Raw genomic sequence first — 25,182 nt, 5'->3', positions numbered from 1 at the left:
GTGATACGGCAGCCTCCCGGCTTCCCCGTCCTTCGGACGTACTAACGCTTCAACAGCCGGCCTTCTTCATCTCTCCCAATCAACCCTTCACGCTCCAAAAATTGGAGGACCTCCATCAGGTTAGCCCGGCTGACATCCGCCAGCTGCGATTCCACCGCGGCAATGCTCACCGGAGCGGCCAGGAGCGATATAACGTGATCGGATATACGTTTAAATGCCGCCGCATCCAGCGCCGCCGCTTTCTTTTTAAGACAGGTATCGCACACGCCGCAGGGAGGCGTACCGGTTTCCCCGAAATACTGCACCAGCAACTGGGTACGGCAGGTATCACTGTTACGGACATACGAAAAAGCCGCTTCCAGCCGGTCGGTATATACTTTGCGCCGCACTTCCACACGGGCCATATTGACCCGCAGGTTGGCGGCGGACACGCGTTCCTGCAAGAAGCAGAGCTGTGGCTCATCCCGGCGGGGGTAATACTTCATGATCCCGAACTGGTGCAGCTGTTGCAGCATCGCTTGTATCTCATCCTCTTCAATCAGCAGCAGCCGGCTGATCTGCCTTTCGTAGATGGGAACGGCCGTATCAAAAATGCCTTCGTAGGTGCGCAGCAGGGTTTGTATAAGCTCCGCCAGCGCGGGATAGGCGTCTTCAAACTCGTACAGGGTAGCCTTGTTGGTAACAAACTCCCCGCGGGAAGGCAGCAACACGCTTTCGCTCACCTGCAGGATGCCTTCCTGCTCCAGCAGCCGGATGGCGCTGTAGGCAATGGTGAGGTTGAGCTGAAATACTTTCGCAAAATCGTTGATATCAAAATCATAATACACGCCTTCCCCTGCGCCTACCGGCACCTGCAGGTAGTTGACGATGCATTGGTAAACCTCCCTGATTTGCTCCAGCGTAGGGAACTGCAGGGCAACGCGTGCATGCATTTCCGTTAGTTCCTCCTCGTTCCAGAGCAGCACGGCGTAGGCCTTGTCCTCATCGCGGCCGGCGCGCCCTGCCTCCTGGTAATAAGCCTCCAGGCTGTCCGGCGCGTCGTAATGCACGACCACGCGCACGTCCGGCTTGTCGATCCCCATGCCGAAGGCGTTGGTACAAACCATTACGCGGGTGCTGTTATTGATCCAGTCCTCCTGGCGCTGCGCCCTTTCCGCCTGGGGGAGCCCGGCGTGGTAATAACTGGCGGCAATGCCCTGTAACTGCAGCAGGTTGGCGATTTCCCGGGTACGCTTCCGGTTGCGGCAATACACAATACCGCTGCCGGGCACGCGGTCCAGGATATGTTTTATTTTATCAATTTTAGTGGTTTCTTCCAGCACGCTGTAGCTGAGATTGGGGCGGGCAAAGGATTTGCGGAAGATGCGCGCCTCCTTCATCAGCAGTTTATCGCAGATGTCCGTCTGCACCTTCGGCGTAGCGGAGGCGGTAAGCGCCAGCACGGGCGTTTCCGGGAAGTAACTGCGTATATCCGCCACCTGCAGGTAGGCAGGGCGGAAATCGTAGCCCCACTGGGAGATACAGTGCGCTTCGTCCACTGCAATGAGGTTGACGGTGAGGCCGTCGCAATAGGTTTGGAACAATTTGCTTTGCAGGCGTTCCGGCGATACGTAGAGGAATTTGCAACGTCCGCGGCGGGCCGCTTCCATGGCGCGCTCCACGTCCTTATAGTGCATGCCGGAATAAATGCAGTAAGCGCTGATGCCGCGGCGTTTCAGGTTGGCCACCTGGTCTTTCATCAGCGCGATGAGCGGCGTAATCACCAAACAGAGGCCGGGTTTCATCATGGCCGGCACCTGGAAGCAGATGGATTTACCTCCACCGGTAGGCAGTAATGCAAGCGTGTCATTCCCTTCCAGCACCGATCTTACGATATCTTCCTGTAAAGGCCGGAACTGCTCATATCCCCAATATTGCTTAAGTACGTCTACTGGCTCCAATATATACGTTGGTGTTGGTGTACCCGCAATTTACCATTAATTGACGACTCTTTTGTAGCGCAGCCTTACTGAGTTCACCGCCAGGATTACATCGGAGAGCCCCATGACGCCCGCGCCCATGATAGGATTCAGGAATCCCAGCGCGGCAAACGGAATGGCGATGATGTTGTAGATAAAGGCCCAGAAGAGGTTTTGCTTTATGGTGAGATAAGTATGCTTGCCCAGGCCCAGCGCCAGCGGCAGCGCGCCCAGGTGGTTATTCAGCAGTACTACGTTGGCGCTTTGCATGGCTACCTGCGTGGCATCGCTGAGGGAGATGCCGATAGTTGCTTTGGACAAGGCGGGCGCATCGTTGATGCCATCGCCGACCATGGCCGTGGGCGCGGTTTGCATGAGGGTGGTGATTTGCTGCAGTTTCTGCGCGGGGCTTTGCTCTGCATAAACTTCCGTAATGCCCAGCTGTGCGGCCAGCTCCCGGCATTTGCGGGAGGAGTCGCCACTGAGGAGGATGGGTTTAATACCCATTTTCACCAGCTCCGCCACCACGGTAGCCGCTTCCGGGCGCACCTCGTCGATAAAGTCGATCCAGCCCAGGAGTACGCCGTTTTTCAGCAGGTATAGCTGGTGACTATCGTCCGTAGCGGCGCTGCCGGCCATTTTGAAGGAGCCCAGCTGCCATTCATTACCGGCTTTATCGCTGGCGCGCATGCCGAGGCCTTTATGCTCCCGGACCTGTTGCAGGGGGTATTCCCCGGCGGATTTCCACTGCTGCACGATAGAGCGGGCAATGGGGTGGGAAGAATATTTTTCCAGGCTATACACCACCTGTTTGAATTCCGTTTCCGTCAGCTGTTCGTAGTGGTAAGCGCCGAGCTGGAGTTTGCCGGTGGTGAGGGTGCCGGTTTTATCAAATACGATCTGCCGGATGTCCTTAAAGAGTTCCAATGTATGGCCGCCTTTGATGAGGATGCCATTTTTAGCGGCGCGCCCCAGGCCTACCATGACGGCTGCCGGCGTGGCCAGTCCCATCGCGCAGGGGCAGGCTATAACGAGTACGGCTATACCCCGCATCATGGCTGTACCGAAAGAGGTGTGGCCAACAAAGTACCAGCCGAGGAAAGTAAGCAGGGCAATGGAAAGCACCAGCGGCACAAAAATGGCGCTGATGCGGTCCGCCAGCTTTTGCATGGGCGGCTTATCGTTCTGCGCCTGTTTTACCAGCTCAATGATGTAGGACAGCACGGTATCCTTGCCGGTGGCGGTAATGAATATTTTCACGCTGCCATCTTCCAGGATGGTACCGCCTATGACTTTGTCCTTTTCTTTTTTGGCTACGGGCATGCTTTCCCCGGTGATCATGGATTCGTTTACGAGGCCGTTGCCCCAGTACACTGTGCCGTCCATCGGTATTTTATCGCCGGTATTCACAAGCACGCAATCTCCTGTTTTGAGGGTGCGGTTGTCTACCTCATGAATATGTTCATGCCCGTTTTCGACGTGTATGAGTCGCGCCGTGGTTACCTGCATTTTTGCCAGGTCCATAATAGCGGAGGTGGTTTGCTTCACGGAGCGTTCTTCCAGCCAGTTGCCGAGGAACACCAGGGTTAAAATGGCGGCAGTGGTTTCGTAAAAGAGGTAAGAATGGTCCTGGTAGATGATGGTACCTACAAAGCTGTACACAAACGCGGCGGTAGCGCCGAGGGTCACCAGCACGTCCATATTGGCCATGCGGTTCATCAGGCTGCGGATGGCGCTTTTACCGAAGTGCAGCATGCCGGTGACGTACACCGGCAGGGTGAGCGCCAGCTGTACGTAGGGGTTATGCAGCCATGGCCAGCTGACCCACATGTGCAGCATCAGGGGTAAGGTGAATACCAGGCAAAATATAAACTTAAACGAGAGGGTGCTGTAGGGCGACACTTTGGACGGCGCAGCGTCCGGTGTTACAACCCGGAAGCCCATCTGGTTAATTCCTTCGAGTACGGCGGTGGCATCTTCGCCGGCTGGCAGGGTAAAGCTGACTTCTTCAGTGGCAAAACTGACGTTCACTTCCTGCATTCCTTTTTTCTCCAGGTATTTGGATACACTAAGCGCACAATTCGTGCAATGCATACCTTCTACCTTGCAACTTATTGGTGTCATCTTAACACAAAGGTACCGCTGTATAGTTTTCGTGTGGAAATTATTAATGCAACATGGCATCAAAACGCGTACATCTAATTAATAAATAATCACTTATGAATAAAGCAAATACACATACAAACAGGCATTACCAATAGGCAAAAAATGCGATAAATTTGTTGATGCAATGGACATTTTCACTGGATGAACTACCGGAAATAGCGAAGGATTTCTGGAGGCAATATGGAGATAAGAAGGTTTTTACCCTGGACGGTCCGATGGGCGCAGGTAAAACCACATTGGTAAAAGCGCTTTGCGCAGCGGCTGGCGTGGAAGACACAACTGCCAGTCCTACCTTTTCCATCATCAACGAATATAATTACCGCGATGCTGCCGGCAATACCCGCCGGATCTACCATTTGGATTTATACAGGTTAAGGGATGAAGATGAGGCTATTACGGCCGGCGTGGAGGATACTATTTACCAGGATGCGGTGAGTTTTGTAGAATGGCCGGAGGTAATTGCCTCCATATTACCGGAAGATACGGTACACCTGGAGTTGCGTGTGCTGGCTGACCAAAAAAGGCAGCTGACCGAAGCGGGCACACGGAACAAATGATGTATCTTTGATAGTTACCTTTTAAAAAAGAACAACAACTCTGACCGTATGGAGCAAAGGCAAAAACCTGTAGTGAGTGCTGGCTTTAGTTATTCACCGCTGGAAGAAACGCTGGACATACCAACCAAAAATTCACGTTTATTTATCGGTATCCCAAAAGAATCTTCTTTCCAGGAAAATCGCATCGCCCTGACGCCGGATGCAGTAAGCATTCTGGCGGCGCAAGGCCATCATATTGTGGTGGAGCATAAGGCCGGCGATGCAAGCCACTACTACGACACTGATTATTCAGAGGCAGGCGCCGAAATAGTGTACGACCGCAAGGAAGTATTCAAAGCAGAGATCATTCTCAAATCCGCTCCCCTCACCGATGAAGAGATAGAACTGCTGCATCCGCACCAGATCGTCATTTCACCGATCCACCTGGCTGCCCTCAAAGCGTACCAGGTGCAAAAGATGATGGACAAACGGATTACCCTCCTCTCTTTCGAAAACCTGAAAGACGATGCGGGCACCTATCCTATTGTACGGGCCATGAGTGAAATTGCCGGGGGCGCCGTGATGCTGATCGCCGGTCAGTACCTCAGTAACGACAACAAGGGGAAAGGCATCCTGCTCGGTGGTATCACCGGCATCCCGCCTACCAAAGTGGTGATCATCGGCGCGGGCATCGTCGGGGAATTTGCCGCAAGAACCGCGCTGGCACTGGGCGCGTCCGTAAAGGTATTCGATAACAACATCTATAAGCTCAAACGTTTACAGAATAATATCGGGGTACGTGTATTCACTTCCGTGATACATCCCAAAGTGCTGGCGGAGCAGCTGCGTAATGCGGATGTAGCCGTGGGCGCGCTTTCCAGCCAAAGCGGCCGTACGCCGATCGTGGTAACGGAATCCATGGTGAGTAATATGAAAGCGGGGTCTGTGATTGTAGATGTGAGTATTGACCGGGGTGGCTGCTTTGAGACTTCTGAAATTACCACGCATGAAAATCCTGTGTTCAAAAAGTACGACGTCGTGCATTACTGCGTGCCCAACATTCCATCCGGCTTTGCGAGAACCGCTTCAGAAGCTATTTCCAACGTGCTGATGCCGTTGCTGGTGGAAGCGGCGGACGATGGCGGGTTTGAAAACCTCGTATGGATCAAGCGCGGCGTACGAAATGGTATATATCTCTACAAGGGCGCCCTTACCAACTACCACCTGAGCGAAAAATTCAAGTTGAAATATACCGACCTGGAACTGCTGCTGGCAGTGAAGGGATAAGTAAAAGGGTCCGGCGCAGCGAGCGCCGGACCCTTTTACTATCAGGTGCAATGTTTTATATTTCCAGTTTGTAGCCCATCAGTATGGCAATGATGATCGCCAAACCTACGAGAATCCGGTAATACCCCCACATTTTAAATCCGAACTTCTTCAGGGAGTCAATAAAGAATTTGATGGCGATCATCGCTACTACGAAGGCTACGAGGTTGCCTATCAGCAGCAGGTTCAGCTTATCCGGGTGCGCCATGAGCAGCTCCCGCCCCTTTAATATTTTATAACCGGTAGCAGCCGCCATGGTAGGCACCGCCAGGAAAAAGGAGAATTCCGCCGCCACATTGCGGGTAAGCTTTTGCTGCATACCGCCTATGATGGAGGCCGCGCTGCGGCTCACGCCGGGGATCATGGCAATGCACTGGTAAAAGCCAATGCGCAGGGCCGTGAACAGGCTTATCTTCTCGTCCGTATCAATAACGGGGTACTTGAACCAGTTATCCACAAAAAGCAGTACGATGCCCCCGAGGAAGAGGGTAATACCCACCGTGAGCGGACTTTCCAGCATCTGGTCAATGAAATCGCTGAACAGGTAACCGCAGATCAGCGCCGGCAATACCGCCACAAAAAGTTTGATGTAAAAGTTGAGCCTGTTTTTATCGAATACCAGGAACTTTTTCCAATACAGCACCACCACCGCCAGGATGGCTCCCAGCTGGATACATACCTCAAACAGTTTCGTGAATTCATCCTTATTGATGCCCAGCAAAGAGCTTACGATGATCATATGGCCGGTGGAAGATACCGGGAGAAACTCCGTCAATCCTTCTACTATCGCAATAATGATAGCCTGAAAAAGCGTCATGAAAAATTAATATGGTTAATAGTGAAAAAAAAAGCGATGAGCTGAATGGTTCATCGCTATAGGGAAATAAAGTAATGTTGGTAAGCCATTATTTTTTAGGACGGCGCATGATAGCATATACTTCTATCAGCAGGCCGAGTACAATCACAATTGGCGCCAGGGTGATACGACGGAAGCTGTACACGTCATCGATATTAAAAGTATTGGCATCCGGCGATTTACCGCCTTTCATCAGCAGGAATCCTATGATCACCACGGCAATGCCTATCTGCATGTAACGGTAGTTCTCCTTAGGGAAGATGGAACGGTCTTCGACCAGTTGATCCTCATTTTGTGTTGGTTTCACCATTGTTTTGTTATTAATATCTTTTTATAATCAGTTTAGTAAAGGTCGTCCAGTTTGAGCCGCAGGTACTTCATCACGGAGCGGTGCGTGCTGAACAGGGAGATGGCAATGCCGATGATGATCATTCCCAGGAAAAGCACCCCTATCATCATATCATCCCGCATGCCGTTCAGCTCCGGTAATACCTTATCCGCAAAGGACAGCATGGCCAGCAGGCCGGCAATGGCCACTATCGCACTGATGGCGCCATTGATGATACTGCGTACATCAAACGGCTTGGCGATGAACCAGCGGGTAGCCCCCACCATCTGCATGGTTTTGATCAGGAAGCGGTTGGAGAACATCGCCAGGCGGATGGTATTGTCGATCAGGAACACCACTGCCAGGCAAAGGATGCCGCAAATGATTAAAACGATCAGGCCTATACGCTGTACGTTTTCATTCAGTTTGCTCACCAGCGTACGCTGATAGGAAACCTCCCGCACAATATTCTGCTGCGTCAGTTTGTTTTCAATGACCCTTAAACTGTCCGCATTCACATAATTGGCATTCGCCTTTACGTTGATGCTGGCATACAGCGGGTTATATTCCAGCAGGTTGATGAAATCTTCCCCGAATTCCTTCTGGAAGCGCCTTGCAGCTTCTTCCTTGGAAACATATTCAATAGATTTTACATATGGCTTTGCCGCGATAGAATCCCGCAGGGCAATCGCCTGGGCTTCTTTCACATTATCCCTTAAAATAACCTGTACTTCAATACTTTCCTTAAAGTACTTACTCAGCTTATTCGCATGTATCACCACCAATCCAAGGGTTCCCAGCAGGAAAAGTACCAGGGCCACTCCGATGATGGAGTACAGGTAAGAGGGTTTCGACTTCTTTGCTGATGATCTTCCTGATTGAGCCATTAATCTGTTGTTTATCGGCGAAAATAATAAAAATTAGACGTTATGTGTTTAATTTTGCCAGCCAAAACACCAGGGTGTTTCCCGGCGGCAATATAAAAAGTTGTAAGGGTTCATCATTGTTGTATTAATGAATTTAACATTATTTTGCTAAAACGGCCCTTTACAGCCGGATCAACATATTAAATTTACTTTGATAACGTGATTAGGGCAGGATGTATTGTACATCAGCCTGTTAATCACTCATCTGCAATTATATGGAATACAATTTCAGGGCTATTGAAAAAAAATGGCAGGAACAATGGGTACACTCAAAGGTTTACCAGGTAAAGAATGACAGCAGCAAGCCCAAGTGCTACGTGCTGGACATGTTCCCCTATCCCTCCGGCGCGGGGCTGCACGTTGGCCACCCGCTGGGCTACATCTCTACGGATATCTATGCGCGTTATAAAAGACTAAAAGGATATAACGTACTACATACCATGGGTTACGATGCCTTTGGCCTGCCGGCAGAACAATACGCTCTGGAAACCGGCCAGCACCCCGCTGTTACCACCGCCAAAAACATCAAAACCTTCCGGGAACAGCTGGATAACATTGGCTTTTCGTACGACTGGTCCCGTGAGATCAATACCAGCGACCCCTCCTATTACAAATGGACGCAGTGGATCTTCCTCCAGCTGTTCGAAAGCTGGTACAACCGCAATACCCAGAAAGCGGAGCCCATCCGGACGCTGATCGCCGCCTTTGAAAAAGATGGGAATGCCGGCAATCCCTGCCCGGGCGACCGTACCATCCAGTTCACCGCTGAACAGTGGAAAAGCTATTCCGAAAAGGAACAACGCGAAATCCTCATGCAGTACCGCCTCGCCTTCCTCGCCTATGCGGAAGTAAACTGGTGCGCGGCGCTGGGCACCGTACTGGCCAACGACGAGGTAGTGAACGGCGTGAGTGAACGCGGCGGCTACCCCGTGGTAAAAAAGAAAATGCGCCAGTGGTTCCTGCGCATCACTGAATATGCCAACCGCCTGCTGGATGGCCTGGAAACCGTGGAGTTCAGCGAAGCCATGAAAGAAATGCAACGCAACTGGATCGGTAAGAGCCAGGGCGCCGAAATAAAATTCGCGATTAAAAACTCCGACGAAAAGGTAGAAGTATATACCACCCGCCCGGATACCATCTTCGGGGTCGACTTCATGGTTATCGCTCCTGAACACGAGCTGGTACAAAAAATTACCACGCCTGAACAGAAAGCCGCCATCGACGCCTACCTGGAATACGTGCAGAGCCGCTCCGAACGGGAACGCATGTCCGAAGTAAAACAGGTAACCGGCTGCTTTACCGGCGCCTACGCCATCAACCCGTTCGATGGCCGCGAAGTGCCCATCTGGATAGCTGAATACGTACTGGCGGGCTATGGCACCGGCGCTATCATGGCGGTGCCTTGTGGCGACCAGCGCGACTTCAACTTTGCCCAGCATTTCCATCTCCCCATCACCAACATTATCGGGGAAGGATTCAACGGCACGGAAGCCAATCCCACCAAGGACGCCATCCTGCAAAACAGCGGCTTCCTCAACGGTGTCGACATGCGCACCGCAGCGGACCTGGTGATCGATAAACTGGAAGAAATGGGCATCGGCCGCCGCCAGATCAATTACAAAATGCGCGACGCAGGCTTCAGCCGCCAGCGCTACTGGGGCGAACCATTCCCTATCGTATATAAAGACGGGGTGCCTTACGCCATCGACGAAAAAGACCTGCCACTGGAACTCCCCCATGTGGAAAACTATAAACCGGGACCGGAAGGAGAAGGCCCGCTGGCCAATATCACCGACTGGGTGAACATTGCCCCGGGCGTTAAGCGGGAAACCAACACCATGCCGGGATATGCCGGCAGCAGCTGGTACTTCCTCCGCTATATGGACCCGCACAATACCCATACCTTCGCGGATCGCAAGGTCACCGACTACTGGAACCAGGTGGATGTTTATGTAGGCGGTACGGAACATGCCGTAGGCCACCTCCTCTACTCCCGTATGTGGACGAAAGTCCTGTACGACCTCGGTTACATCGGCTTCCAGGAGCCGTTCAAACAGCTGATCAACCAGGGTATGATCCAGGGCTCCTCCCGCTTTGTGTACCGCATCCATGGTACCAACCAGTTCGTTTCCCATGGCCTGAAAGACCAGTACGAAACCGATAAACTGCACGTGGACGTAAACATCGTGGACGGCCTGGTCCTGGATACCGAAGCCTTCAAAAAATGGCGGGAAGAATTTGCCGGCGCCACCTTCCTCCTCGAAGACGGCCAGTACATCTGCGGCCAGGAAGTGGAGAAGATGAGTAAGAGCAAGTTCAATACCGTCAACCCGAACGACCTCGTAGAGAAGTACGGCGCCGATACCTTCCGGATGTACGAAATGTTCCTCGGCCCGGTAGAACAGTCCAAACCATGGGATACCAAAGGTATTGAAGGCGTACACCGCTTCCTGAAAAAACTCTGGCGCCTGTTTGTGGACGAGCAGAAAGGCGTGGTGGTGACCGACGAAAATCCTACCCCGGAGGAACTGAAGATACTGCACACCGCTATCCATAAAATCGACAGCGCTACCAATACCTTCTCCTTCAACACGGCCGTGAGCGCATTCATGATCTGCGTGAACGACCTTACCTCTATCGGTTGCCGCAAACGCAACATCCTGGAATCAGTGCTGATCCTGCTGGCGCCTTACGCGCCGCACGTGGCCGAAGAGTTGTGGCAGCTGATCGGTTTCAACGAAAGCATCCTCAACGCGCCATACCCGGTGTATAAAGAGGAATACACCAAAGAGAGCAATTTCACGTATCCGATTGCCCTCAACGGTAAAACCAAAACCGAGATGAGCCTGGGCCTCGATCTGGACAACGCCGCACTGGAAGCCGCCGTACTGGCCAACGAAACCGTGCAGAAGCTGTTGGACGGAAAGGCGCCTAAACGCGTGATTATTGTAAAAGGAAGGATGATCAACCTGGTGGTGTAAAACCGCCGTCATCCGCGCACGATAAAACGAAACTTAAATGGATGGCCGTTGGTCATCCATTTAAGTTTTGTATATTTAGCAGCCCATCAAGGGCGTCCCTATTTATGCTGAAAGATATTCTTGAGAAATATCAAAGCTCCTTCCAACCGGTAATCGCATTACTGGAGCCCGCTGAGCCTTTGCTGGCGATGGACTTTACACGCAACAATACCTCGCTCACCAACAGTGTGCTGCACGATATTGATAAATTCTGCACCTACATACAGCAAACCCTGCACAATAACGGCTACCGGCTGGGCATAGGCGGCTATGGGGAACACCGCACCATCTATTCCGTCAGTCCGCACTTCGACGCCGGGGAAGAGCCGCGCCGCCTGCACCTGGGCACGGATGTATGGGGCGATGCCGGCACGCCGGTGTTTGTGCCTTTAAACGGGCATGTGCATAGCTTCCGCTTCAACGACCACTTTGGGGATTACGGCGCAACCATTATCCTGCAGCATACCCTGGAAGGCTATACGTTTCACACCCTGTACGGGCATATGAGCCTCTCCAACCTGCAGGGGCTGTACGAAAACATGCCGGTCATTGCCGGGCAGCAGCTGGCCTGGTTCGGGCTGCCGTCGGAAAATGGCGGGTGGCCGCCGCATCTGCATTTCCAGATTATTGAAAACATCGGGTCATACCGGGGGGATTATCCCGGTGTTTGCCGGTATAGCGAAAGAGAGAAGTACCTGGTAAATTGCCCGGACCCGGATTTGATTTTACAGTTGAACCGGTTTATCCGGTAGGGAATACTGCCAGCTAAATATTGGTCGGCATGCAAGCATTAACGCATACCATCCGTTAGTGTAAAAATAACATGCGTTTCCATCCTCCTTACTTATTTTTACCTGCTAAATCGATTGACTAATGAAAAAAGCCGTTACCGTCCTTTTATTTTTGCTGGCCGGCTGCGCTGCATTTGCGCAACAGCCCCTGCATGTAATGTCGTTTAACATCCGCATGAATACCCCGCACGACAGCCTGAACGCCTGGCCATACCGCAAGGATAAAGTAGCCGCTACCGTGCAGTTCTTCGAGGTAAACACCCTCGGTGTACAGGAAGCGTTATACGACCAGATGCTGGATTTACAGCAGCTGTTACCAGGTTATAAATATATCGGGGTGGGGAGAGATGACGGTAAAACGAAGGGGGAATTTTCAGCTATTTTCTACGATACCGCGAGGCTGCAGGTGTTGGATCAACAAACCTTCTGGCTCTCTGAAACGCCTGCCGTGCCGGGCTCCAAAGGCTGGGATGCCGCCATTACCCGCATCGTTACCTATGGTAAGTTTAAGGACAGGAAAAGCGGAAAGATATTCTACCATTTCAATACCCATTTTGACCACATGGGCAAGGTTGCCCGCAGGGAAAGCGCGAAGCTCCTGCTGCAAAAGGTACATGACATTGCCGGCAAAACAGCGGCCATTATTACCGGGGATTTCAACGCCACGCCGGATGACGAGCCTATTCGTGTAATCACTAACGTTAGTGACCCTTTATCTCTCACCGACAGTAAAAGCAAGAGTAAAACGCCACACTTCGGTCCTGTTGGCACTTTCAACGGCTGGAAACAGGGCGAGGCGGAGCCTGCGCCGATCGATTATATTTTCCTGAAAGGGAATGTGGAGGTGTTAAAACATGCAACGATCTCTGAAAGCTGGGGCGGCAGATACGCCTCTGACCACTTCTCCGTATTCTCCGTACTGCGCATGAAATAAGCGATAAAGCACAAGGCCATAACCCGCACGGGCTATGGCCTTAATACTCCTTTTTATAGTTAATCATGCGTATGCTCAACAGTCATGCTGCTTTCTGCAGCGCCTTTGATCTTGTCGTGTACAGAGGTATTGATATCTACGTTGATAGTGATCTTTCCGTTTACAAATGAACCGGTGAAATCGCCCACCTGCAGCTTGCTGATCAGCAGGTCCATAGAAAGTTGGAGTTTACCTTTCCATACAATGCTGCTGTCTGTCACCACTACATCTTTACCCTGCGCTTTCAGGGAGATGGAACCGGATAGCTGAATATCCATCGGGATATCCTTGCCATCCCAGGTCAGGCGGCCTTTCAGCACCACGGCAGGATTCTTCTTATCTCCTTCTACCAGTGCGCTTACTCTTACCTGCTGGTAAGTACCCAGCGGCAGTTTAATGGTACCGAGCTGACTGGGAATCGCCAGCAGGTCCACATAACGGTCAGTTTTCAGTTTGAATTCAACTTCGTCTTTTCCTCGTTTAGCCTCAAACGTTATTTGCTTCAGTCTGGCAACGGCGGTATCCCATGTGATGTCGAACCCGCCGGAACGCGCCATGGAGGCGTCCCCCGTGATGGTGGATAAACGACCCGTAGCATCCGCCGAAAGTGATGTGGATGGCCCGATTTGCTCTAGCTCATAGTTGACGCTGGCCGCATTCTTATCATCAATTGGTGGTTGACTCGGCTCAGTCATTTCAGTGTTACATGCTACAAACAGTAGGGCTGCCATGCCCGCAGTAGCGCACATTTGGAGAATTCTGGTTTTCATTTTGATATGGTTTTAATAAAATCTTTCGTATAGGGCTAACGCAGTAAAAATAACGAAGAAATCCGGAATATAGTACGGCTGAGAATTAATTTAAAAAGAAATATCCGGTAACGCATCGCGCTACCGGATATTGATATGAAACAGATGGAATGCTTGCTACTCCTGAGTTTGCTTAATTCGTACAGGCGTGTCCGTGCCATTCACAATACTGGATGCGCTCGTTCCAATCGCACGGATAATCGCCGTGATATTAGATACATCCAGCGTCTTCAGCTCGTCGCCCACGGTATGGTAATACTGATCCTTATCTATCTGCGTGGTGGATATCGTATGGGCAGGCACGCCTAAACGCGCCAGGGTAGCGTTATCCGAGCGATAGAATAAATTTTGCTCCGGGTAAGGGTCCGGGTAAAATTTAAACGTAGAGCCGTTGAGGTTACGTTGCAGTATCTTCCCGAAATCGGACAGCTCAAAGCCGGTGATGAACGCGCTGTTCTTTCCGAATTTGGATTCCTTTCCGATCATTTCGATGTTGAACATGGCTACTACTTTTTCAGGCGGCAGCTGGCGGGAGAAGTACTGGCTGCCGTGGCCGCCGGTTTCCTCCCCGGTGAAGGCCACAAAGATCAGGGTACGCGCAGGTTTGGTGTCACGGAAGTAATTGGCCAGCGAAATCACCGCGGTGACGCCGGAAGCGTCGTCGTCCGCACCATTGGCAATAGAATCCGCGCCCGGCGCGCCGGGTACAATACCCAGGTGATCATAGTGCGCGCTGAAGACCACATATTCCTCCGGCTTGCTGCGCCCCTGGATCACGCCCACCACGTTGGTAAACGGAGATTCCTGCAGGGCTCTTTCCACCTTCACCGTCCACTTGCTGTCGTCCGCCACCGGCTGGGACTCCAGGGCAAACACGAGGTTGAACGGGGTTTCCATCGGCTGCATTTGCTCAATATCCGCCGGGTTATCGTAATACTTCTCGGAGATATGTTCTTTGATCACGTCTATCATCGATGCCAGGCTGGGGTCCACCCATACCAGCGTGTTCTTTTCCAGCTTGCCGCTTTTGCGGGCCAGGGCAAACAATGCGCGGTCGCTTTTGGCGTGTATCACCTGGAAGGTAGCGGTATCCGGCGCCCAGTCGATGCTGCGGGCTTTGCCTACCACGGTTACCGGCCAGTCTTTGGTTTCGCCGTTAACGGTGAGCGTGGCGGATTGCTGCACCAGCTGATATTTTTTAAAGTTCTGCCGCAGTTCCATACCGGACAAAGGGGCGAGCCCGGCTTTTTTAAATTCCTGTTCAATAAAATCGGCTGCCTTGAAAGCGCCTGGGGTACCGGGTTTGCGGCCCATCATGTCATCCGCGGCGAGGGTGCTGACGATGCGGTTCACTTCTTTTTCCTTAATGGCCTGCTGGGCATAGGTATCAGGTATAGATGCTGCCAGCAGCAGCAGGGCGAGTAATTTCTTCATGTTTGAGCTGATATTAAACTTTGTTGGCTGAGTAAAGTACAGGTGAATTTAGCACTTTATAAGTGAATACGGCAATGCATAATTTTCCCCCGGCTTTTGCGTACTTTTGGGATCATTGAAAGATATGTCCAATCAACCTTTAAGACCAGATGAGAACAGGCTCAGCGCCGCTGAGAAGGAGTTCGAAAATAATATACGCCCGAAGGAGATCATTGATTTCTCCGGGCAGGACCAGATCATCACCAATCTGAAGGTATTCATAAAAGCGGCCAAGCTGCGCGGGGAGGCATTGGATCATGTGCTGTTCCATGGCCCCCCGGGTCTGGGAAAAACCACGCTGTCCCGCATCGTGGCCAATGAGCTGGGTGTGAATATCAAGGAAACTTCGGGGCCGGTGATCGAAAAGCCGGGGGACCTTGCCGGGTTGCTGACCAACCTGGAAGAGCGGGATGTACTGTTTATTGATGAAATCCACCGGCTCAGCACCGTCGTGGAGGAGTACCTGTATTCCGCCATGGAGGACTTCCGGATCGATATCATGATTGACTCCGGGCCCAGCGCGCGGTCCATCCAGCTGAACCTGCTGCCGTTTACCCTGATAGGCGCCACCACCCGTTCCGGCCTGCTGACGGCCCCGCTGCTGTCCCGCTTCGGCATTAAATCCAGGCTGGAGTACTACACGGCGGATACCCTGCAAAAGATCGTCTGGCGCGCGGCCGGGCTGCTGGGCAGCAAAATCACGTCCGACGCTGCGGGGGAAATAGCCCGCAGGTCCCGCGGCACGCCCCGTATCGCCAATGGCCTGCTGCGCCGGGTGAGGGACTTTGCGCAGGTAATGGGCAATGGCACGATCGACCTGGAAATCGCCCAGTTCAGCCTCAAAGCCCTTAACGTGGACGAATATGGGCTGGATGAGATGGACAACCGCATCCTGCAGGTGATCATCGAAAACTTCAAGGGCGGCCCTGTGGGCATCACCACTATTGCCACTGCCGTTGGCGAGGAGCCCGGCACCCTCGAGGAAGTCTATGAGCCGTTCCTGATCCAGGAAGGCTTTATCAAGCGCACCCCGCGGGGGCGTGAGGTCACGGAAAAAGCCTACATACATTTGGGCAAAACCCCGTTAAGAGGTAATTCCAATCTTTTATTTTAGGGGGAAAGATATAAGCTTAAATAGGAACACCCGTCCGGTTACAGGACGGGTGTTCCTTTTATAATGCCGCCGCAACGCGGCTGCTGTTATTCTTTCACTACCAGGCGGAACCCATTGCCATGTATGTTCACAATCTCAATATTGGAATCGTCTTTCAGGTATTTCCGGAGCTTGGCAATATATACGTCCATAGAGCGGCCGTTGAAGTAGGTATCGCTGCCCCATATTTTTTTGAGCGCCAGCTCCCTGGGGAGCAGGTCGTTCTTATGCTCGCAAAGCATATGGAGGAGTTCATTTTCCTTGGGCGACAGCGTATGGGACTCCCCGTTGCGGGTGAGGGTGCGGAGCCTGGAATTGAACTCGTAGGAGCCAATTTTGAACTCGTGCTGTTCTTCCTCCTTGCTGTGCAGCTCCTGGTTGCGTTTCAGGATAGCTTTGATTTTGAGGAGGAGCAGCTCACTGTCAAACGGTTTGGAGATGTAATCGTCCGCCCCGAGTTTATAACCCTGGATGATGTCCTCCTTCATGGTTTTGGCAGAAAGGAAGAACAGGGGTATATCCGGGTCCACGTCGCGGATTTCCTCTGCCAGCTTAAATCCGTCCATATTAGGCATCATGATGTCCAGCAGGCAGATGTCAAATTTTTCACGACGGAAGGCCGCCAGCGCCAGGATACCATCTCTGCAAAGTTCCACGTCGTAATCGTTAAGCTCGAGGTAGTTTTTAAGTACCATACCCAGGTTGGTATCATCTTCTGCCAGTAATATCTTAGGTTTACGTTCTTCCATAATCATAAAGGGTTGATTATAACAAATATAAAGTTTTTCTGCGGCACGAAAGGTCGTAAAAATACTGACTGGCGGCCGCCAATAAATTGTTAAAACTGCCGTAGCGCGGTATTATAACGCCTACAACTACACGAAGGTTGCGTATTATCTTTGCCTGATCAGCGATGTAAAAGGATAGCGCAGGTTGCTGTAGTTGATCATGTCTACCACCACGCTGCCAACGGAAATAGGGCTTTCGATGCGGAGCGGCACCTTGTTGGCGTCGTCGCTCACCCAAACCGTCATTTTCTCGCCGCCTTCAAACATAGACCCTTTGATCAGGAGGGGCTTGAATTTGATGGCGCGGAAGGTCCCGAATTTGGTTTTTATCTCTTCCTTACCCATATACCGCACGTAGATGTTGTACACCTGGTCGTCCAGGAACATGGCGAAAGGTATCTTGTCATCCGGCTTGTATTTGCTGAAATCGATATTCCTGGCGTAATAGATGGAGCTGATAACGTCCTGTACGCAGGGGGGAACCGGGTAGGTACCGGTGGTACTGATGGCCTGGTGCCCGGCCTGGTTGAAGACTACGTTATTGTAGATCTTATAGCCGCCTTCGTTGACATTGCGGACAAACTTCAGGGGCTGCAGGGTGGCGGTATCCAGGTAGGTTTCGTAGCGGTCCCTTACTTTGAATACCCAATCGTAGGCGCGGTAGGTTTTACCATCGGCCACGATATGGTACACATCCCGGTTGGCGAACCTTTCCAGTCCTACGTTAAAGGTGGCTTCGCCGGCGCCGATGAACATTTTTCCGAGGGCGTAAAACACTTTGAGGGTTACGGATTCACCTGTTTTAAAGCTGGTATTTCGGATAGAACAGAAATCATTCTGCGCTTTTGCGGGGCGTGTACAGGTTAAAACTAAGATGATAAGTAAGAAATACCGCATTGCAAGAGTCTATTTGTCCTTAATAATTTTCACTCCCAGCAGGAGTACCGTACCCGCAATGGCCGGCAGGAAGAGGTTTATCAACCATATTCCGCCAGTGGCTGCAAGGATGGCTACTTCGTTGGAACTAAGAAAACCCAGGAAGAAGATACTGACTTTTCCCCGGACTCCAAGTTCTGCAATGGCAATGGTGGGAACTACGGCCATTACCAGGTAAATTACACTGTTGAGCAGGAAAGCCTGCCACCACCAAAACTCTACACCCAATGCGTCGAGCAAAATCAAATACTGTGCCGAGAAGACCATGTACCGGAAGGCTGAAAGCAGCAACAGATAACGTAATTCAGCAGGTTGATAGCCGGCGATTATCTCCACATAGCTTTTGAGTTTACGCAACCAACGCACTTTCTCAAATACAGCCAGAATAATTCGTAACCGAAAATATAACAATATCGTCAGTGAGCAAATAATCAACAGCACCCCGAGGACGAAATTCCCCCAGAAATCGCGGTCCAGCCACCTGGAAACCCCTGCCGGCATGAGCCGGTGTATAAAAAAGACCAGCCCAATTAACCCAAAAATAACAGTTACGATCAGCTGGCTGAAGCTCCCTACAATGGTAGCGGCAATGGCTTTGAGTTTGTTCTCGTTGCGGAGGTAGAGTACGCGGCCACCGTATTCGCCTATACGATTAGGCGTATTGATGGAAATGGACACGCCGGAGAGAATGGCGCTGAAGGCTTTCTTAAACGATATCTTTTCCAGGGGCTTGACCAGCAGCTGCCACTTGCGGGCTTCAAAGCCCCAGTTGAAAAACATCAGTACCACCACCAGCGCAATACCCGTCCACCCTTTATGCTGCAGGGAATGGCGCATCTGCTGGATGGATTCCTGCAGGTTATCACGATGGGTCAACTGCAAATAGATGGAGTATCCCAACCAGATGAAAAGGCTTACACCTAATGTGTAATTGAGAATTATTTTGGTACTTTTGTTCAGATATTAAATTTTCGCAAAAATAACCCTGGTTGGCAAACAAACCGAAAATAATTCTGGGCATTGACCCTGGGACCCTTGTAATGGGCTACGGCCTTATATTGGCGGAAGGGAAGAAAGTAAGTCTCATTGAGATGGACGTGCTCAAGTTGTCCAAACACAAGGACCATTACGAACGCCTGCAGGCAATACACAGCAGTGTAGCAGGGCTGATCACCAAACACAAACCCACCAGCTTCGCCATTGAAGCGCCGTTTTTCGGCAAGAACGTTCAAAGTATGCTGAAGCTGGGCCGGGCGCAGGGCGTTGCCATCGCAACGGCTATGCACGCAGGACTGGAAGTAACAGAGTATTCCCCAAAGAAAGTAAAACAGTCTGTTACGGGTAATGGCAACGCGGATAAGGAACAGGTATGGCTGATGTTGCAACGTATCCTCAACATCAGCGACAAACCGGCCTATTTTGACGCTACCGATGCGCTGGCAGTGGCAGTGTGCCATTTTTACCAGGAGAGCAACCCGCTGGCAGGGCTCACCAAATCAAAAGGATGGGAACAGTTCCTTGCCCAGCACCCCGAAAGAATCGTACGCTAGGAAAAGCATATTTCATAAATTCCAAAATTGTAGTTACTTTGTTGAAATTCGATTGTAGTCTTTTACTGCAACGTTACACGCCATGATCCAGCTTAATAGCTTGACTATGAAAAATTACTATCATCCGTTGTACGCCAAAAGTGCAACGATTATTTTTGTATTAACCAGCATCAAGGAGATATGAAAGCGAGAATCTTATTAGTGGAAGACGATCAGTATATCGGCGCGGCAACTAAGAAAAGATTAGAGGAGGCAGGTTATGATGTGGTGCATAGTATTGACGGACAGGCAGCCTGGGAGCAGTTCCAGTCCCGCACCTTCGATATATGCCTGTTGGATGTAGTTATGCCTAAAAAAGATGGCCTTGCGCTGGCTGAACAGATCCGGAAAGTGAATGATCACGTCCCTATTTTGTTTCTTACCTCCAAAAATGAAAAAGAGGACAGGATTAAAGGTCTGCGCACCGGTGCTGACGACTATATCAGTAAACCCTTCAGCATGCAGGAACTCATCCTGCGTATAGAAGTATTCCTGAAAAGAACCCGCAATCAACCGGTAGAAAAATCCAATATCTTCCACCTGGGCAAGCTTACCTTTGATTATGAAGACCTTCGCCTCTATAACGAAGAAGGAGACATTTCCATCAGCCTCACCCAGAAGGAAGCGGAACTACTCCTTTATCTCTGCAATAACCCTAATAAAACACTCAAAAGGGAAGAAATCCTCGCCAATGTATGGGGTAAGGACGATTACTTCCTTGGCCGCAGCATGGACGTATTTATCACCAAACTGCGCAAGCATTTCAAATCAGATCCCCACATACGGCTGGAAACATTGCATGGTGTAGGTTTCCGCTTCAACGTTCCTGGCAAATAATTTACAGGCGGGATACGATGGCCTGCTGGATGGCTTCAAATTCTTCCGGGGATAACTTCAGCTTACTCCGGGAAAAATTCATGTCGTCCACTGAATTGATCGGTATCAGGTGCATATGCGCATGCGGTACCTCCAGCCCTACTACGCTCACTCCTATACGATTACAGGGGATCACCGCCTCAATGGCCCGGGCAATGGGCTTGGCAAACAGCAGGTACTCCGCCATCAAATCGTCCGGAAGGTCAAAGAATTTATCCGTTTCCACTTTCGGAATGACCAGGGTATGCCCTTGGGCCAGGGGAAATATATCCAGGAATGCATAAAACCGGTCGTTCTCCGCAATCTTATAGCTGGGGATCTCTCCACGGATTATTTTCGAAAAGATGGTCATATGGTTTCTATGTTAGCATGATGTAAAATGAAAAGGGCCCCGCCTTGGCAGGACCCTGTAAATATCGTTAAAAAGCGTAACGGTTTACGCAGTAATCTTTTCAATTTTGAAGTTGATCTTGCCATTAGGCGCCAGCACTTCTGCCACTTCGCCTACGGCCTTACCAAGTAAACCTTTTCCGATTGGTGAAGTAACCGAGATTTTCCCGGCCTTCAGGTCAGCCTCTGTTTCTGAAACCAGTTGATAGGTGAACGTTTTCTTATTGGCAACATTGGTGATTGTTACCTTACATAAAATGGAGACTTTGGAAGTATCAATGGAATCAGCCTCCACAATGCGTGCATTGGCAATCGCATTTTCCAGCGTAGCGATTTTCGCTTCATGTAATCCCTGTGCTTCTTTGGCGGCATCATATTCGGCATTCTCCTTCAAGTCACCCTTTTCCCTGGCTTCTGAAATAGCCCTTGCAATCTCTGCACGTCCCTTTGTTTTCAGGATGTTCAGTTCGCTTTTCATCTGTTCAAGAGTTTCTTTTGTAACGTAGTTTACGCCAGACATAACCTGCTGTGTTTTTATGGTTATAAGAAAAAAAAATCAACGCCTCCACTTGCATGGAAGCGTTGTTTTTCTGGTTCTATCGCAAATATAAGCTTTTTTGTTTAAGAAAAGTAATTTACTTTTCGATTTTAATATACTGAAAATCAGTAATTTAAATCGAATCACCACAGCTTGTTCCGCTGCTTAAAGTATATTCAGCTTCTCTAATACAACACGGGGCATCCGGATGCTCGCCTCATGGGAATATCCCGCGATATGCGGCGTCAGCACTACGTTCGGAGCCGCGAGGAAATAAGCCAGCTGCTCTTTATCCCCGGTTGAATAGGTATTCAGTTTTTCGTTTTCCAGTACATCCAGGCAGGCGCCGCGCACGCGGCCATCCTCCAGGGCTGCAATCAGGTCGCTGTTGTTTACCAGCTTACCCCTGGCCGTATTCATAAACCATACGGGATGCGCAAACGAGGAGAAGAACGCCCCGTTGGCAATATAACGGGTTTCGTCCGTCAGCGGCAGGTGCAGGCTCACTACATCCGCCTGGGCAAATACCTCTTCCATCGTCACTTCCTTCACCTCTTCGGTACCGAAACCTTTCTTGTATTTATCGTACGCAATGATATTGACGTCAAAACCTTTCAGCTTACGGGCAAACGTACTGCCGGTATTGCCATAGCCGATGATGGCCACCGTCTTGCCGCCCAGCTCATACGCCCTGTTGCCGTCCCGCTCCCAAATGCCATTTCTCAGTTCCAAATTACTCTTGAGAACATTGTGCATAAGGCTAAGCAGCATACCAACGGCTTGCTCCCCGACGGGATCCCGGTTCCCTTCCGGGCTGCTAACGCAGTGTATGCCTTTACTCTCGGCGTAAGCCACATCTATTAACTCCATACCTGAGCCCAGCCGGCCTATCCACTGCAGTTCCCTGCCGTGGTCAATAATCTGTTTATCAACCCGGATGCGGGTGGTAACGATCAGGCCTACACAGCCCGGAATAGCGGCATATACTTCTTCGTAGGTGATAGACGGCTGATAATCTACTTCAAAGCCCTTGTTTTCCAGCTGGTCCACCAGATATGGATGCACCTTGGCGGTAATTAATACTTTCTTACTCATATCATCTTATGTGATAGGGCTGCAAAGTCCGCGACGGTCAGCTCTTCAGCTCTTTTGCTGAAAATCGGGTCCTGCAGTGTTGCTTTATCGAATAATCCTTTCAGGGGGTTTCTCAGTTGTTTACGGCGCTGCCCGAACGCAGTTTTCACCAATACGAAAAACTTACGCTCTGAAGCCACATCCGCAGGCTGCTCCAGCCGGGTGAGCCGGATCACGGCAGATTTCACCTTCGGCGGCGGATTGAAACAGTTTTCATGTACTTCAAACAGGTACTCAATATGGTAATAAGCCTGCAACAGCACGCTCAGGATACCATAGTCCTTGTTGCCATGCTTGGCAGCCAGGCGCAGGGCCACCTCCTTCTGGAACATACCCACAATCACATCCACGCTGGAACGCCATTCCAGCACCTTAAACATGATCTGCGTGGAGATATTGTAGGGGAAGTTGCCGATGAGCCGGAACTGGCCTTCAAACGGCAGGCTGGCATCCAGGATGCTCACATTGATCAGCTTACCCCGGATGTCAGGATAAGTTTTTTCCAGGTACTGTACTTTTTCGGTATCCAGCTCAATGGCTTTAAAATCAATGCCGGGGATCTGCAAGAGGTATTTGGTAATGGCGCCCCCGCCGGGGCCCACTTCCAGCACTTGCTGGCCTTCTGTTACAGGTAGCGACTCAACGATCTTCCGGGAGATGTTCTCATCCGTCAGAAAATGCTGGCCTAACGATTTCTTTAGTGTGTACATGACTGAGCCGCAAAGATAGCTAAAACCCCGATAACAACGGCCCGGAAAACCAGCCCTCAGAAACTAACTGCTTTCTCTTATCTTTGTCCATTATTGACGCTATAACAGCATGAGTACTCCCAACATGAATAAACCAGTAATAGGCATCACCGTAGGTGACATCAACAGCATTGGCGCAGAAATCATTATCAAAACCTTTCTGGACAACAGAATGATGGAATTCTGTACCCCGGTGATCTTCGCGTCTAATAAGACCATCAACTTCTACCGGAAGCTGATGAATGAGAACAACTTTAACTACCAGTCCATAAAAGACTTTACCCGCCTCAATCACAAGCAGGTAAACGTTTATAACTGCTGGGAAGAAGAAGTGCAGATCACCCCGGGCGTACTCAACGAAGCCGGTGGCAAATACGCCGCCCGCGCGCTGGAAGTAGCTATCCAATGCCTGAAGGACGGCCATATTGCCGGCCTGGTGACCGCCCCCATCCACAAAAACAACATCCAAAGCGAAAAATTCAGCTATACCGGCCATACGCCTTACCTTAAAGACGCTTTCGAAGCCAAGGAGGTACTGATGTTTATGACCGCGGAAAATATGCGTGTAGGCCTGCTCACCGAGCATGTGCCCATCTCCCAGGTGGCTAAATATGTAACGAAGGAAAATATCGTTTCTAAATTACATATGATGAAAGAAAGCCTGGTAAAAGATTTCGGGATCGATAAACCCCGCATTGCCGTACTGGGCCTCAACCCCCATGCCGGGGATGAAGGGCTGATCGGCAGGGAAGAAATCGAGCAGATAGCCCCCGCCATCAAACAGGCGAAAAGCAGCGGCATCATGGCCTTTGGCCCGTACAGCGCAGATGCCTTCTTTGCCCGGGAGATGTATGCCAAATTTGACGGCGTACTGGCCATGTACCACGATCAGGGCCTGATCCCATTCAAATCCCTCGCCAGCGGCGAAGGCATCAACTACACCGCCGGCCTGCCTATTGTCAGAACCTCTCCTGACCACGGCACCGCCTTCGATATCGCCGGTAAAAACCTGGCGGATCCCAGCTCTTTCAGACAGGCCATCTTCACTTGCCTGGAGGTGATTGAACAGCGCGCCCGCTACGCGGAAAACACGAAGAACCCGTTGAAAAAGACAGAACTGGCATCTGAATAACGTCATTTTGCTGTTAATAGCAGAGGGGACAACGCTATGAGCGCTGTCCCCTCTTTATTTCATCCTGTGCCGAAATGCTTATTTGCTGGCCTGTTGCAGCAGCTGCTTGGCATAACCTTCGCCCCAGTTAGGGTCCAGTTTGCCGGCAGGTTTGAAGGCGGCGTATTTCTGTAACGCTACCTCCAGCAACGCTTTACCGCCTGTTTTGCTGCCCCCGAAGGCTTCCGGCGTATATAACAGCGCCTGGCCCTGCAACAGGTACACCCGCGGGTTCTCTGCATTCAGCTGCTTGCCTTCTTCCAGCGCTTTGGCTGAAATCATTCCGTACTGCTCTCCGCGGTTCATCGGGTCTACCGTGAGGCGCGCCGTAGCAATGAGGGATTTGATGCAGGCAATTTCAGAGGCGTTGCCATTGAGCTGCTCCGCCTTGGTCAGGTCTGCTTCTGCCTGATCCGCCAGGCCGTCTACCTTACTTTTATCTTTCTGCATCAACGCACTCATCACATTGCAGTAAGCAGCGTAGTAATAAGGCTGCCACTGGCTCTTTTCCGCGCCGCCGATACGTTCAAACAATCCCGCTTTCTGCAGCAGGGCATCCGGGGTGAAAGTAGCGGTGCTGTCCAGCTCACCGATGTTCTTGGCCATCGTTTGCTCATACTGTGCGCTTTGCGCCATGGTAGCCGAAGAAATGCCGGCCATTACTACTAATGATAAAAGGAAACGTTTCATAATATT

The 25,182-nt window shown here is 51.0% G+C and carries 24 protein-coding genes; 9 read left to right on the top strand and 15 right to left on the bottom strand.

The features are described 5' to 3' along the window. Window positions 1-41 precede the first annotated feature (41 nt). Together BOC67_RS13900 and BOC67_RS13895 are read right to left on the bottom strand one after the other, a co-directional pair. Window positions 42-1,940, bottom strand: a complete 1,899-nt coding sequence (locus BOC67_RS13900; protein WP_291910950.1) for an ATP-dependent DNA helicase RecQ — start codon at window positions 1,938-1,940, stop codon at window positions 42-44. A gap of 36 nt (window positions 1,941-1,976) precedes the next feature. Beyond that, complete coding sequence (locus BOC67_RS13895; protein WP_291910949.1) at window positions 1,977-4,082, bottom strand: cation-translocating P-type ATPase; 2,106 nt, start codon at window positions 4,080-4,082, stop codon at window positions 1,977-1,979. Window positions 4,083-4,243: 161 nt separating this feature from the next. On the opposite strand from BOC67_RS13895, the gene tsaE reads away from it, so the two are divergent. Beyond that, complete coding sequence (tsaE, locus tag BOC67_RS13890) at window positions 4,244-4,681, top strand: tRNA (adenosine(37)-N6)-threonylcarbamoyltransferase complex ATPase subunit type 1 TsaE (protein WP_291910948.1); 438 nt, start codon at window positions 4,244-4,246, stop codon at window positions 4,679-4,681. Window positions 4,682-4,729: 48 nt separating this feature from the next. Next, window positions 4,730-5,947 carry an alanine dehydrogenase gene (locus BOC67_RS13885; RefSeq protein ID WP_291910947.1) on the top strand — a complete coding sequence of 406 codons (1,218 nt, stop codon included), beginning with the start codon at window positions 4,730-4,732 and terminating at the stop codon, window positions 5,945-5,947. 55 nt (window positions 5,948-6,002) lie between these two features. Here the strand turns inward: BOC67_RS13885 and BOC67_RS13880 are convergent, their stop codons facing one another. From BOC67_RS13880 to BOC67_RS13870, 3 genes are all read right to left on the bottom strand, one after another. Further along, window positions 6,003-6,803: an undecaprenyl-diphosphate phosphatase gene (locus BOC67_RS13880; protein ID WP_291910946.1), complete on the bottom strand. Its 801-nt coding sequence runs from the start codon at window positions 6,801-6,803 to the stop codon at window positions 6,003-6,005. Between the two features lie 88 nt (window positions 6,804-6,891). Further along, a complete protein-coding gene (locus BOC67_RS13875) occupies window positions 6,892-7,152 on the bottom strand; it encodes a DUF3098 domain-containing protein (RefSeq protein ID WP_291910945.1) in 261 nt (86 codons plus the stop codon). 32 nt (window positions 7,153-7,184) lie between these two features. Beyond that, entirely contained in the window at window positions 7,185-8,057 is an 873-nt protein-coding gene (locus BOC67_RS13870; RefSeq protein ID WP_291910944.1) for an ABC transporter permease, read from the bottom strand. A 254-nt stretch (window positions 8,058-8,311) separates the two neighbouring features. Here BOC67_RS13870 and leuS point away from each other — a divergent pair, with 254 nt between their 5' ends. The 3 genes from leuS (at window position 8,312) to BOC67_RS13855 (ending at window position 12,841) form a co-directional block, all read left to right on the top strand. Further along, the gene (leuS, locus tag BOC67_RS13865; protein WP_291910943.1) at window positions 8,312-11,077 is read left to right on the top strand and encodes a leucine--tRNA ligase; all 2,766 of its coding nucleotides are present in this window, start codon (window positions 8,312-8,314) and stop codon (window positions 11,075-11,077) included. A 104-nt stretch (window positions 11,078-11,181) separates the two neighbouring features. Further along, the gene (locus BOC67_RS13860; protein ID WP_291910942.1) at window positions 11,182-11,868 is read left to right on the top strand and encodes a peptidoglycan DD-metalloendopeptidase family protein; all 687 of its coding nucleotides are present in this window, start codon (window positions 11,182-11,184) and stop codon (window positions 11,866-11,868) included. 121 nt (window positions 11,869-11,989) lie between these two features. After that, entirely contained in the window at window positions 11,990-12,841 is an 852-nt protein-coding gene (locus tag BOC67_RS13855; RefSeq protein WP_291910941.1) for an endonuclease/exonuclease/phosphatase family protein, read from the top strand. Between the two features lie 59 nt (window positions 12,842-12,900). Here the strand turns inward: BOC67_RS13855 and BOC67_RS13850 are convergent, their stop codons facing one another. After that, window positions 12,901-13,650, bottom strand: a complete 750-nt coding sequence (locus tag BOC67_RS13850; RefSeq protein ID WP_291910940.1) for a hypothetical protein — start codon at window positions 13,648-13,650, stop codon at window positions 12,901-12,903. A 156-nt stretch (window positions 13,651-13,806) separates the two neighbouring features. Then, entirely contained in the window at window positions 13,807-15,123 is a 1,317-nt protein-coding gene (locus BOC67_RS13845) for a M20/M25/M40 family metallo-hydrolase (protein ID WP_291910939.1), read from the bottom strand. A 124-nt stretch (window positions 15,124-15,247) separates the two neighbouring features. Here BOC67_RS13845 and ruvB point away from each other — a divergent pair, with 124 nt between their 5' ends. Then, the gene (gene ruvB, locus BOC67_RS13840; protein WP_291910938.1) at window positions 15,248-16,276 is read left to right on the top strand and encodes a Holliday junction branch migration DNA helicase RuvB; all 1,029 of its coding nucleotides are present in this window, start codon (window positions 15,248-15,250) and stop codon (window positions 16,274-16,276) included. 86 nt (window positions 16,277-16,362) lie between these two features. On the opposite strand, the gene BOC67_RS13835 is transcribed toward ruvB, so the two are convergent. The 3 genes from BOC67_RS13835 to BOC67_RS13825 form a co-directional block, all read right to left on the bottom strand. Next, on the bottom strand, window positions 16,363-17,064 hold the full coding sequence (locus tag BOC67_RS13835) for a response regulator transcription factor (protein ID WP_291910937.1): 702 nt from the start codon (window positions 17,062-17,064) through the stop codon (window positions 16,363-16,365). A 144-nt stretch (window positions 17,065-17,208) separates the two neighbouring features. Next, window positions 17,209-18,000, bottom strand: coding sequence for a DUF3108 domain-containing protein (locus BOC67_RS13830; protein WP_291910936.1), 792 nt, complete (start codon window positions 17,998-18,000; stop codon window positions 17,209-17,211). A gap of 9 nt (window positions 18,001-18,009) precedes the next feature. Beyond that, entirely contained in the window at window positions 18,010-18,939 is a 930-nt protein-coding gene (locus BOC67_RS13825; protein WP_367115559.1) for a lysylphosphatidylglycerol synthase domain-containing protein, read from the bottom strand. Between the two features lie 89 nt (window positions 18,940-19,028). On the opposite strand from BOC67_RS13825, the gene ruvC reads away from it, so the two are divergent. Beyond that, on the top strand, window positions 19,029-19,589 hold the full coding sequence (ruvC, locus tag BOC67_RS13820; protein WP_291910935.1) for a crossover junction endodeoxyribonuclease RuvC: 561 nt from the start codon (window positions 19,029-19,031) through the stop codon (window positions 19,587-19,589). 180 nt (window positions 19,590-19,769) lie between these two features. Further along, window positions 19,770-20,465, top strand: coding sequence for a response regulator transcription factor (locus tag BOC67_RS13815; RefSeq protein WP_073084029.1), 696 nt, complete (start codon window positions 19,770-19,772; stop codon window positions 20,463-20,465). Window position 20,466: 1 nt separating this feature from the next. Here BOC67_RS13815 and BOC67_RS13810 read toward each other — a convergent pair whose 3' ends face one another. The 4 genes from BOC67_RS13810 to rsmA form a co-directional block, all read right to left on the bottom strand. Further along, window positions 20,467-20,856 carry an HIT family protein gene (locus tag BOC67_RS13810; RefSeq protein WP_291910933.1) on the bottom strand — a complete coding sequence of 130 codons (390 nt, stop codon included), beginning with the start codon at window positions 20,854-20,856 and terminating at the stop codon, window positions 20,467-20,469. A gap of 84 nt (window positions 20,857-20,940) precedes the next feature. Next, on the bottom strand, window positions 20,941-21,414 hold the full coding sequence (greA, locus tag BOC67_RS13805; protein ID WP_291910931.1) for a transcription elongation factor GreA: 474 nt from the start codon (window positions 21,412-21,414) through the stop codon (window positions 20,941-20,943). A gap of 183 nt (window positions 21,415-21,597) precedes the next feature. Continuing rightward, window positions 21,598-22,527, bottom strand: coding sequence for an NAD(P)-dependent oxidoreductase (locus BOC67_RS13800; RefSeq protein ID WP_291910929.1), 930 nt, complete (start codon window positions 22,525-22,527; stop codon window positions 21,598-21,600). Continuing rightward, on the bottom strand, window positions 22,524-23,276 hold the full coding sequence (gene rsmA, locus BOC67_RS13795; RefSeq protein WP_291910927.1) for a 16S rRNA (adenine(1518)-N(6)/adenine(1519)-N(6))-dimethyltransferase RsmA: 753 nt from the start codon (window positions 23,274-23,276) through the stop codon (window positions 22,524-22,526). Before rsmA ends, BOC67_RS13800 begins: the two co-directional genes overlap by 4 nt. A gap of 124 nt (window positions 23,277-23,400) precedes the next feature. On the opposite strand from rsmA, the gene pdxA reads away from it, so the two are divergent. Beyond that, window positions 23,401-24,447 carry a 4-hydroxythreonine-4-phosphate dehydrogenase PdxA gene (gene pdxA, locus BOC67_RS13790; protein WP_291910925.1) on the top strand — a complete coding sequence of 349 codons (1,047 nt, stop codon included), beginning with the start codon at window positions 23,401-23,403 and terminating at the stop codon, window positions 24,445-24,447. A gap of 78 nt (window positions 24,448-24,525) precedes the next feature. On the opposite strand, the gene BOC67_RS13785 is transcribed toward pdxA, so the two are convergent. After that, the gene (locus BOC67_RS13785) at window positions 24,526-25,176 is read right to left on the bottom strand and encodes a hypothetical protein (RefSeq protein ID WP_291910923.1); all 651 of its coding nucleotides are present in this window, start codon (window positions 25,174-25,176) and stop codon (window positions 24,526-24,528) included. Between the last annotated feature and the right edge of the window lie 6 nt (window positions 25,177-25,182).

Origin of the sequence: Chitinophaga sp. CB10 (assembly GCA_001870995.2) — a bacterium.
Taxonomy (GTDB): Bacteria; Bacteroidota; Bacteroidia; order Chitinophagales; family Chitinophagaceae; genus Chitinophaga.
The sequence above is the reverse complement of the archived record's forward strand: the minus strand, read 5'-3'. Positions and strand labels throughout refer to the sequence as shown.